Genomic DNA, 10,491 nt, shown 5'->3' on the forward strand with positions numbered 1-10,491 from the left:
CAAAAGTCGGGTTGAGTACTAGGGCAACGGAATCACATGAATGGACATATAATATGTCGATTTTGGTGACCGGATAGTGCGACCATGCGTTCCGCGCTGTGGCGGATACTGCTGTCAGATCTTGCTAGCATTCAGATCTTGCTAGCATGTTGCGCATGTCGCGCACGATCACGCTCCGGCTCTCGGATGAGGCCTACGAGGCGGTCAAGCGGTACGCCGAGGCCGAGCACACCTCGATGAACGCCTGGGTCGAGGGCGTGCTTGACGCCGAGGACATGCGCCGGCGCTGCGCCGCGCATGGGGCCTGGGTGAGGGCCGACCCGGCGGTGGCCGGTGCGGCCCTCGCCTTCGGGGAGGCCAACCAGCGGGCTCTCGCGGTGTCGGGGCTGCCCAATCTCGCCGACGCCGCCGGGTGAGGCCACCGCGGCGCGGTGAGATCTGGACCGCGGGCATCGGGCCGGCGCCGCAGGCGGTGCTGGTCCTCAGCTCCACGGTCTACAACGAGATCGCCGACGAGCCGACCGTGCTGGTCGCCCTGGTCGTGGAGCACGCCACCGACGAGGGGTTCTGCGTCGACCTGGGGGAGGGGCAGTGGGCCGTGATGGGCCTGGTCACGTTCGTGGCCAAGGCCGCCCTGGGTGAATGCCTGCGCCGGGTTGACGTCCAGACGCTCACCACCGCCAACACCATGCTGTTCAAGATCTTGGCTACGCCCGAACGTTGACCTCACGGCAACCCCGGCATCATCACGGTTACGAGGTCCGCCGGAGGCGCGGATGCTTGTGAGCGCGGCCAGGGTGTCGTCACCGAGGGAGTAGCAGCCGTGGAAGTAGCGGATGCCGTGGGTGCGGTGGTAGGTGGCGTGCACGCGGTCGGGGTGCTTGCGTGGCGCCGGGCAGGTCCCGTGGCAAGGGCGGATGGACAGTGGCCCGAACTGGTCGAAGGCGAAAGCAGCGGTCGGGCAAGCGGCGGGTCACTTCCTCGATGCGGTCCAGCCTGGCGCCGGCGTCCGGGTCGGTGGTTTCCTTCCAGGTTCGGGTGCGCTGGAAGGAGATGGAGTGGTGGTGAAGCAGCTGCCGCAGCCGCTCCCGCCCGACGGTAACCCGGCGGGTGGGGTTGTGGCCCAGGTAGTCGGTCAGTCCACCGTCCACAGCCGTACCGTCTTGTCCCAGCTGCCGCTGGCCAGGGTACGCCCATCCGGAGAGAACGCCACCGATGCCACGACACCTGTGTGGCCGGTCAGGGGTTGGCCGAGCGGGCGGGGGTTGGACCGGTCGGTAACATTCCACAGCCGGATTGTGCCGTCGGCGCTGCTGCTGGCCAGGGCGTGCCAATCCGGGGAAAACACCGCCGACCATACGGTGCTGGTGTGGCCGGTTAGGGGCGGGCCGAGAGGGCGGGGGGCGGTCGGGTCGGTGACATCCCACAGCCGTATCGTTCGCTCCTCGCTGCCGCTGGCCAGGGTGCGGCCGTCGGGGGAGAACGCCACCGAGCGCACCCAACCGGTGTGGGCAGCCAGGGGTTGGCCTAGTGGGCGGGCACTGGGCTCGCGCGGATTCCCGCTGCGAGCCACGCTGGTGATGAGGACGGTACCGGCGACGGTGAGAAGAAGCAGCACTGCGAGGGCGGCGGCGCGGCGGTGACGCGGCGGCGTGGCCGGCCGGGGACGGGACCGGGGGTGACGCCCACGGCTGGTGATGCTCCCGCCGGCTGCCCGGTCCGGCGGAGTGCTGCCCGCCGGACGCGGAGATGATACGCCGTCGGCGGCGGGCGGTGGCAGCTGCCAGGTAGACGCGGCTGGGTGTTCGGCGGCGGCGCGGACCTCGCCGTCGAGCTGTAGCGACATCCCCGACGAGGCGATCCACCCCGGGCCGTACGCGCTGGCGGCTGCCTGGGCGAGATCAACCGCGAACGCGTGCGCGGACGGCGGCCGGTCCGCCGGGACCTCGGCCAGCGCGCCCAGGACCACCTCTGCCACCGGCGCAGGCACCCCGGCGGGCGGCCGGATACCGCGGTCGAGGTGGTGTCGCCACGGCGCCTGTGCGGGCGGATCGAACGGCGCGGTACCGGCCAGCAGCAGATACAGCATCACCCCGAGCGCGTACAGATCTGTGGCCGGCCCCAGCCGGCTCCCCGCGATCTGCTCGGGAGCCATGAACAGCGGTGTCCCGATCACCGTGTTCGCGGTGGCCGCCACCCCACCCACCAGTTTCGCGATTCCGAAATCGGCTACCTTCAACAAACCAGTGGTGTCGAACAGTACATTGTCAGGTTTGATGTCACGATGCAGCACACTCCGGGAATGCGCACACGACAGGGCCCCAGCCACCGCCAGACCGACCGCACAGGCCCCCTGCTGGCTCATGCCCGCCTGGCGGCGGGTCAGGGTCCCGCCGGCCAGCATCTCCATGACGATCAGACGCAGCTCGTCGGCCTCGACGTAGTCGTACACCCGAACGATGTGCGGATGATCCAGGCCCGCGAGGATCCGCGCCTCGGCGGCGAACCCGGCCGCCAGCCTGGCATGTCCCCCTGCGGCCAGCACCTTGATCGCAACATCACGCTGCAGGCCGCGATGCCAGCCGGCCAGCACCAACCCGAACGCGCCAGCACCGATCTGGTCACCCATTTCGTAGCCAGGAAGCGCCGCTGCCACCCGTGCCCGATCAACAATCATGATGCGGGCCTGACCCTACGCCGAGGTTCACCGACGATCGCCGCGAATAAACCCATTTTGCCCTGCACGATGCATGATCCTAGCGACCGCTCGCCGCACCCCGACAGCAGTGCGGCATGCTATCGAAGATCGGTGCTGGACGAGTCGACGATGTCCACGGACGGAGCGCACCAATCTTGTAATCGGGAGGTCGGAGCGAGCACACCTCGATGAACGCTTGGGCCGAGGGCGTGCTCGACACCGAGGACATGCGCCGGCGCGGCGCGGTGAGATCTGGACCGCGGGCATCGGCGGTCAGCCGGGCAGCGGCACCCGCGTCGGCGCACGTTCCGCGGTCGTGGACCCGCGCGCGACGGCCTCGACCACAGAGCCGTCCACGGTCTCCTGCTCCAGCAGCATCCCGGCGAGGGTGTCGAGGGCGTCGCGATGGGTCGTGAGCAGATCGACCGCCCGCGCCTCGGCCTCGCGCAGCAGCCGGGCGACCTCGGCGTCGATCAGGCGCTGGGTCTGTTCCGAGTACGGTCGGCTGACCAGCTCCTCCCCGCCGAGGTACTGCGGGTTCTGGGTACCGTAGCCGACCGGGCCGACCGCGGCCGACAGGCCGAACTCGCGCACCATGCGGGTGGCCAGCTGGGTCGCGCCGGTCAGGTCGGAGGAGGCCCCGGTGGACCCGTGGCCGAAGACGACGAGCTCCGCCGCTCGGCCGCCGAGCCGGACCGCGAGACTGTCGAGCAGGTAGCCCTCGGTATACAGGTGCCGCTCGGCCTCGGGCAGTTGCTCGGTGGCACCGAGGGACATCCCGGCCGGCAGGATCGTCACCTTCGCCACCGGGTCGGCGTGTTCGCAGAACGCCGCCACCAGGGCGTGGCCGGACTCGTGCACTGCGACGGACTTCTTCTCCTCGGGGAGCAGCGCGTTCGAGGCGTCGCGGCGGCCGAGCAGGATCCGGTCCCGCGCGGCGTCGAGGTCCTCGGCGGTGACGACCTCCCGGTCGTCCCGGACCGCGTGGATGGCCGCCTCGTTGACGACGTTCGCCAGGTCCGCCCCGGAGAAGCCGGGGGTGCCGCGGGCGATCCGGTCGAGGTCGGCGTCCGGCGCGAGGGCCTTGCCCCGGGCGTGCACCTTCAGGATCGCCAGGCGTTCGGACTGGGTGGGCAGCGGCACCGTGACCTGGCGGTCGAAGCGGCCGGGCCGCAGCAGCGCCGCGTCCAGGGTCTCCGGCCGGTTCGTGGCGGCCAGCACCACCACCCCGGTGTCCTGCTCGAAGCCGTCCATCTCGGCCAGCAGTTGGTTGAGGGTCTGCTCGCGTTCGTCGTTGCCGCCGATGACGTTCGCCCCCCGGCGCCCGCCGATCGCGTCGATCTCGTCGATGAAGATGATCGACGGTGCCCGCTTGCGGGCCTCGGCGAACAGGTCCCGCACCCGGGAGGCCCCGACGCCGACGAACATCTCGACGAAACCGGAACCGGTGATGGACAGGAACGGGACATCCGCCTCGCCCGCGACCGCCCGGCCGAGCAGCGTTTTGCCGGTACCGGGCGGCCCGACCATCAGCACCCCGCGCGGGCCGTGCGCGCCGACCCGGGTGTAGTGCTCGGGATGGCGCAGGAAGTCGACGACCTCACTGATCTCCTGCTTCGCGCCCTCGTACCCGGCGACGTCGCTGAACCTGGTCGCCGGCCGTTCCGATTCGGTGATCTTCGCCTTCGACCGGCCGAACATGCCGATGCCGCCCAGACCGCCCATCTTGCGGGCCTGCCGGCCCGACCAGACGAAGAACCCGATGAGCAGCAGCAGCGGCAGGAAGCTCAGCACGACCGACCAGAACGACGTGCCGGCCCGTGTCCCGGTGATCTGCACACCCTTCGCCCGCAGTTGGCCGGTGAGATCACCGGTGTCCAGGGCGGTGGGGATCTGGGAGGTGAAGTCCTTGCCGGTCTTGAGCGTGCCGTCGACGGCGCCGCGGTCGTCGACGGACACCGACCGCACGGCGGCGGCATTCACCCGATCGAGGAACTCGGAGTACGTCAGCGACTCCGGCCGGACGGCGAACAGGCTCGGCCCGATCAGCAGCAGGAACGTGATGAACAGCCCCAGCGGCAGCAGCAGGCGGCGCCAGCCGGGCATCGGCGGCGGCGCCGGCTTGGGTGGGGTGTCCTTCGGTGGCCCGGGACGCGCCTGGGTGGACGGGTGGAGGGTCCCGAGACGGACCGGGGAGATCACCTGGTTCTCCTGTCGTCCGAAGTTCTTCGTCCGTAGTTCTCCTGCCGTCAATTCTCCGGCCGTAGTTCTCCGGCCGTCCGAACATGCCGCTGGTCCTTTTCTACCAGGGCTTCTGCCGGGGCGCGTTCCACCGGAGGCCGATCAGGCCCCGGAACCGGTGCTGATCCGTTCCCGGTACCGGCTCGCCCGGTAGACGCCGAGGATGCGGTGGTCGGCGTAGAAGGACAGCTCCTCGAAGGCGCGGGCGACGGCCGGCTCCTCCGGGCTGCCCTCGATGTCGGCGAGGAACTGGGTGGCGACGAAGCCCCCGCCCACCATGTAGCTCTCCAGACGGGTCATGTTGACCCCGTTCGTGGCAAAGCCGCCGAGGGCCTTGTAGAGCGCGGCGGGCCGGTTGTGCACCTTGAAGAAGAACGTCGTGACGATCGGGCCGACACCGGCGGCCGCGCGCAGGTTCTCGCCGGACAGAATCAGGAACCGCGTCGTGTTGTGGTCCGCGTCCTCGAGATCGGCCTGGAGGATCTGCAGCCCGTACGCCTCGGCGGCGAGCCGGGAGGCGATCGCGGCCCTGGTCGGATTGCCGGCCTCGGCGATCTCCCGGGCGGCCCCGGCGGTGTCGGCGTGGGCGACCGCCGTCAGACCCAGCGTGCGCAGCGCCTCCCGGCACTGGGCCAGCGCCTGGGGATGGCTGTGCACCGTCTTCACCTCGTCGAGGGTCACCCCGGGCAGGCCGAGCAGCTGGTGACGGATCGGCAGGAAGTACTCGCCGATGATGTGCACCCCGGGGCGGGGGAGCAGATGGTGGATGTCGGCGACCCGACCTGCGGTGGAGTTCTCCACCGGGATCATCGCCAGGTCCACCTCACCCTCCTCCAGCGCGGAGAAGCACTCGTCGAAGGTCTGGTAAGGGACCGCGTCGTAGTCTGGATAGACGTCCCGGCAGGCGATGTGGGAGTTGGCTCCCCGCTCGCCCTGGAACGCGATCCTCTGTCGGGCGGTCATCCATGTCCTCGAATCCGCTGGATCGGGTACCGGCTGGGTCCGTACCGGTGCCGGTGTTGACCCCTCGACCGTACAGTTCCCGGGCGACAGTCCCCGTGCCCGAGAGCGGGCTCAACCGTCGGCGGCGAGCGTGCGCGGCAGCGTCCGTGGTTCCGTCTCGGGCGGGAGCAGGCGGAGGCCGGCATGCAGCAGCACGACGCCGCGGCGGCCGACGAGCACCGGATCAAGCAGGATCTCGGCGATGGCCGGCAGTTCCTCCCCGAGCCGGGCGACGCGGTGCAGCAGGTCGGCCAGGGCGTCGGTGTCGGCGGCGGGCGCCCCGGAGCCGCCGAGCAGCAGCACGCTGCCGCGGATCTCCTGGATGAGCTCGGCCGCGTCCCGGTCGGTCAGCGGCAGCGTGCGGGAGAGCGGGTCGACGAGCAGGTCCGCGACGACCCCGCCCAGGCGCAGTGAGAGCAGCGGACCGACGATGGGATCCTGCCGCAGCTGCACCACGGTCGAGACCCCGGCCGGGGCCATCGGCTGCACGAGCATGTCGCCCGGCCCGACGGCGGCGCGGATGGCCTGCCAGGCCTGCGTGAGCCCGGCCGCATCGTCGACTCCGAGTTGGACGGCGCCGACGTCGAGCCGGCTGCGGAACCGTTCGTCGGCGATTTTCAGCGCCACCGGCCACCCGAACGCCTCCGCCGCGGCGAGGGCCTCGGCCTGGTTGCCGACCCGCCGGCTCGGCCAGGCGCGCAGGCCGACCCCGGCCAGCAGGGTCGCGACGGCGGCATCGGGCAGCCACGCCCCGTCCTTCGGGTATCGCTCGGCCTTGGCACGGGCGCGGTCCAGGCCGATGCCGGCCAGCACAGGGACGCTGCCCTGGTCCCGGGTCCGCCAGGCGGCATGATCGGCCGCGCGGGACAGCGCGAGCGCGGCCGACTCCGGCGAGGCGTAGGACGGCACCGACCCCGGGCCCGGGGTACCCGAGCCGTCCCGGACAGCCAGATGGGCAGGGATCCCATCCTGCCCGAGAAAGGAGGCGAGCACCGGCAGGCCGCTCTCGACGGCCACCGCGCGCACCGAGCTCGCCAGCCGGTCGACCTGCGCGTGCGGGGTAACCAGGGTGATGATCGCGTCGACGTCCCCGGAGGTCGCGACCGCGCGCAGCGCGGCGTCGAACCGGTCCGGATCGGCCAGCGGCCCGAGATCGACGGGGTTCGTGGCGTGCCGATGGCCGACCAGCGTGGCGAGGCCGGCGCAGGTCGACGCGGACAGCGCCGGCACGCCGAGCCCGTAGGTACGGCAGGCGTCGGCGGCGAGCGCCGCGAGCGCGCTGGAGGTCCCGACGATGCCGACCCGCCGGCCGGCCGGCAGCGGTTGGCAGGCCAGCAGTTGGGCCGTGTCGAACAGCTGGCTCAACGTGTCGACGCGGATCACCCCGGCGCTGCTGAACAGGGCGTCGATGTCGCTGTGGGCGGCCTCCCGCCCGCTCTTGAGTGCCACGACCGGCTTGTGCCGGCTGAGCTCGCGGGCGATCCGGGCGAACCGGCGTGGGTTGCCCAGGCTCTGCAGATGCAACATGACCACGCCGGTTCGTGGATCGGAGCGCCAGTACCGCAGCAGGTCGTTGCAGGAGACGTCCGAGCGGTCCCCGATCGAGACGAACGTGGAGATGCCCAGGGCGCGCCGGGAGGCGTCGGTGAGGAACGTGCCCGCGAGCGCCCCGGACTGGGTGAACAGGCCGACCCGGCCGGGCGGGGGGTCGCCGACCGCGAAGGTGGCGTGCAGCCGGACCGTCGGGACGGTGTTGATGACGCCCATCGCGTTCGGCCCGATCAGTCGCATGCCGCCGTCACGGGCGATCCGGATAACGTCCGCGAGCCGGGCCCGTCCCTCGTCACCACCGTCGGCGAAGCCGGCCGCGACCACAATGACGCCGCGTACCCCCTTCTCCGCGCAGGCCCGCATGACCTCGGCGACCCGTGGCGCCGGCACCGCGACGACCACGAGGTCGATCTCGACTGGGACGTCACACAGGTCCCGGTAGGCGTAGACGGATGCCACATGGGTTGCCGCGGCGTTGACCGGATAGACAGAGCCGGTGAACTCGCTGGCGAGCAGCCGGCGGAAGACCTCGTGACCGACCGAGCCCGGCTCGCGGCTCGCCCCCACCACGGCGACCGTGCGCGGGTGGAGCAGCCGGGCGATGCTGCGCGACTCCGCCAGGTTCTCCCGCAACGGATGCCTCCTCGCCGGTTCCTCGCTGGCTCCTCGCTGGTTCGTCGCCGGTTCCCGTCGGCGGTGGGGAAGACCGCGACGCCGGCGCGACGCCGTCCGGAAGCGAGATTTACTCGTGTCGTCGCGGGTAGGTCCGGGTACGTCCGGACAGCATCAGGCAGTCAGCGAGGTGACCATCATGACCGATCCTGGGACGTCGCGCCTCCCGCGGGACGACGCGAAGCAGCAGCAGCTCGACGCCGTCCGAGTCGGCGACGACGGCGCCCGCATGACCACCGACCAGGGGATCGGTGTCGAACACACCGACGACTCGCTCGCGACGGGGGAACGCGGTCCGACGCTGCTGGAGGACTTCCACTTCCGGGAGAAGCTCACCAGGTTCGATCACGAGCGCATCCCCGAGCGGGTCGTCCACGCCCGCGGTGCCGGTGCCTACGGGTACTTCGAGGCGTACGAGTCGCTCGCCGACGTGACCCGGGCGCACTGCCTGGGCGAGGCCGGCCGGCGTACCCCGGTGTTCGTACGGTTCTCGACCGTCGGCGGTTCCCGCGGTTCCGCGGACACGGTCCGGGACGTACGCGGATTTGCCGTCAAATTTTATACCGAGGAGGGTAACTTCGATCTCGTCGGTAACAACATGCCGGTATTCTTCATTCAGGACGGTATCAAGTTCCCCGACTTCGTCCATGCGGTGAAGCCGGAGCCGCACAACGAGATTCCGCAGGCATCCTCCGCGCACAACACCCTGTGGGACTTCGTCAGCCTCGTCCCCGAGTCGATGCACATGATGATGTGGCTGATGTCGGACCGGGCACTGCCGCGCAGCTACCGGATGATGCAGGGCTTCGGCGTGCACACCTTCCGGTTCGTCGATGCCGCCGGGCAGGGGACCTTCGTCAAGTTCCACTGGCGGCCGAAGCTCGGCACGCACTCCCTGGTCTGGGACGAGACGCAGAAGATCGCGGGCAAGGACCCCGACTTCAACCGGCGGGACCTGTGGGAGTCGATCGAGAACGGTACGTTCCCGGAGTGGGAACTCGGCGTGCAGCTCGTGCCGGAATCCGACGAGCACGCGTTTGACTTCGATCTTCTCGACGCGACGAAGATCATTCCTGAGGAGCGGGTGCCGGTGCGGCCGGTGGGACGGCTGGTGCTCAACCGCAACCCCGACAATTTCTTCGCCGAGACCGAGCAGGTGGCGTTCTGCGTACAGAACGTCGTCCCCGGCATCGACTTCACGAACGACCCGCTGCTGCAGGCCCGGCTGTTCTCCTACCTGGATACCCAACTGATCCGGCTCGGCGGCCCGAACTTCGCCCAGCTGCCGGTCAACCGGCCGGTCGCGGCGGTGCACAACAACTCCCGCGACGGTTACGGGCAGCATCGCATCCAGCAGCGCCAGACGTCGTACTTCCCGAACTCGATCAGCGGCGGTTGCCCGGTGCTCTCCGATCCGGCGCACGGCGGGTACGTGCACTACGCCGAGCGGGTCGACGGGAACAAGATCCGTAAGCGGAGCGAGAGCTTCAAGGACTTCTACAGCCAGGCCACCCTGTTCTGGAACAGCATGTCCTCCTGGGAGCGGCGGCACATCGTCGACGCGTTCAGCTTCGAGCTCGGCAAGGTCGACTACACCCAGATCAAGGAGCGTGTCCTGGGACATCTCGCCCAGGTGGACCACGAACTCGCGGCCGGGGTCGCCGAGAACCTCGGGCTGCCGGTGCCACCGGAGAGCACCCCGAACCACGGACGGTCCTCACCCGCGCTGAGCCAGGCCGACCAGCCCAGCGGGGTGGCCACCCGCAGGATCGCGGTGCTCGCGGCGGACGGCGTGGACGAGGTGGCATTGCGTTCGGCCACCGCCGCGCTGCGCGAACAGGGCGCGATCCTGGAGGTTCTCGCGCCGCACGGAGGCATGCTCGCCACGGTGTCCGGCGACGCGCTGCCGGTGGACCGAACGCTGGTGACCATGTCCTCGGTCCTCTACGACGCGGTGTTCGTCGCCCCGGGCGAGCGCGGTGTCACCGCACTGACACACAACGGCGAGGCCGTGCACTACGTCGGCGAGGCGTACAAGCACGCGAAGCCGATCGGCGCGGTCGGCGCAGGGGTGTCGTTGCTCGAGATCGCCTCCTTGCCGGGCGCGCGGGTCGCTGACCAGGGTGACGCGGTGGTGTCCGACCGGGGTGTCGTGACGGTCCGCGACCTTGCGGGGCCGTCCGTGCTCGACGACTTCGGTTCCGCGTTCACCACGGCCGTGGCCGCCCACCGGCACTTCGACCGCGCGCTGGAGGCCGTCGCCGCGTAGGGCCGGGCGCCGTTGTTGCCGCGTTGCCGCGTTGCCGCGTTGTTGCCGCGTTGTTGCC

7 protein-coding genes are annotated in these 10,491 nt (G+C 70.4%); 3 read left to right on the top strand and 4 right to left on the bottom strand.

Annotated elements, in window-relative coordinates; genetic code table 11:
• Window positions 1-155: 155 nt before the first annotated feature.
• The gene (locus AC08OU_RS16820) at window positions 156-416 is read left to right on the top strand and encodes a toxin-antitoxin system HicB family antitoxin (protein ID WP_035911300.1); all 261 of its coding nucleotides are present in this window, start codon (window positions 156-158) and stop codon (window positions 414-416) included.
• Window positions 413-724 (top strand): MazF family transcriptional regulator, encoded by a 312-nt coding sequence (locus AC08OU_RS16825; RefSeq protein ID WP_462187406.1) that lies wholly within the window; start codon window positions 413-415, stop codon window positions 722-724. The genes AC08OU_RS16820 and AC08OU_RS16825 overlap by 4 nt, the downstream gene beginning before the upstream one ends.
• Before the next feature lie 411 nt (window positions 725-1,135).
• On the opposite strand, the gene AC08OU_RS16830 is transcribed toward AC08OU_RS16825, so the two are convergent.
• From AC08OU_RS16830 to AC08OU_RS16845, 4 genes are all read right to left on the bottom strand, one after another.
• Window positions 1,136-2,677 (bottom strand): WD40 repeat domain-containing serine/threonine protein kinase, encoded by a 1,542-nt coding sequence (locus tag AC08OU_RS16830; protein ID WP_476605276.1) that lies wholly within the window; start codon window positions 2,675-2,677, stop codon window positions 1,136-1,138.
• A 294-nt stretch (window positions 2,678-2,971) separates the two neighbouring features.
• A complete protein-coding gene (gene ftsH / locus AC08OU_RS16835; RefSeq protein WP_462187405.1) occupies window positions 2,972-4,900 on the bottom strand; it encodes an ATP-dependent zinc metalloprotease FtsH in 1,929 nt (642 codons plus the stop codon).
• 141 nt (window positions 4,901-5,041) lie between these two features.
• Window positions 5,042-5,902 (bottom strand): prephenate dehydratase, encoded by an 861-nt coding sequence (locus AC08OU_RS16840; RefSeq protein ID WP_476601404.1) that lies wholly within the window; start codon window positions 5,900-5,902, stop codon window positions 5,042-5,044.
• Window positions 5,903-6,013: 111 nt separating this feature from the next.
• The gene (locus AC08OU_RS16845; RefSeq protein ID WP_476601405.1) at window positions 6,014-8,125 is read right to left on the bottom strand and encodes an acetate--CoA ligase family protein; all 2,112 of its coding nucleotides are present in this window, start codon (window positions 8,123-8,125) and stop codon (window positions 6,014-6,016) included.
• A gap of 178 nt (window positions 8,126-8,303) precedes the next feature.
• Here AC08OU_RS16845 and AC08OU_RS16850 point away from each other — a divergent pair, with 178 nt between their 5' ends.
• Window positions 8,304-10,433, top strand: a complete 2,130-nt coding sequence (locus AC08OU_RS16850; RefSeq protein ID WP_476601406.1) for a catalase — start codon at window positions 8,304-8,306, stop codon at window positions 10,431-10,433.
• Window positions 10,434-10,491: the final 58 nt, after the last annotated feature.

The organism is Frankia sp. CcMO1, from assembly GCF_977945845.1.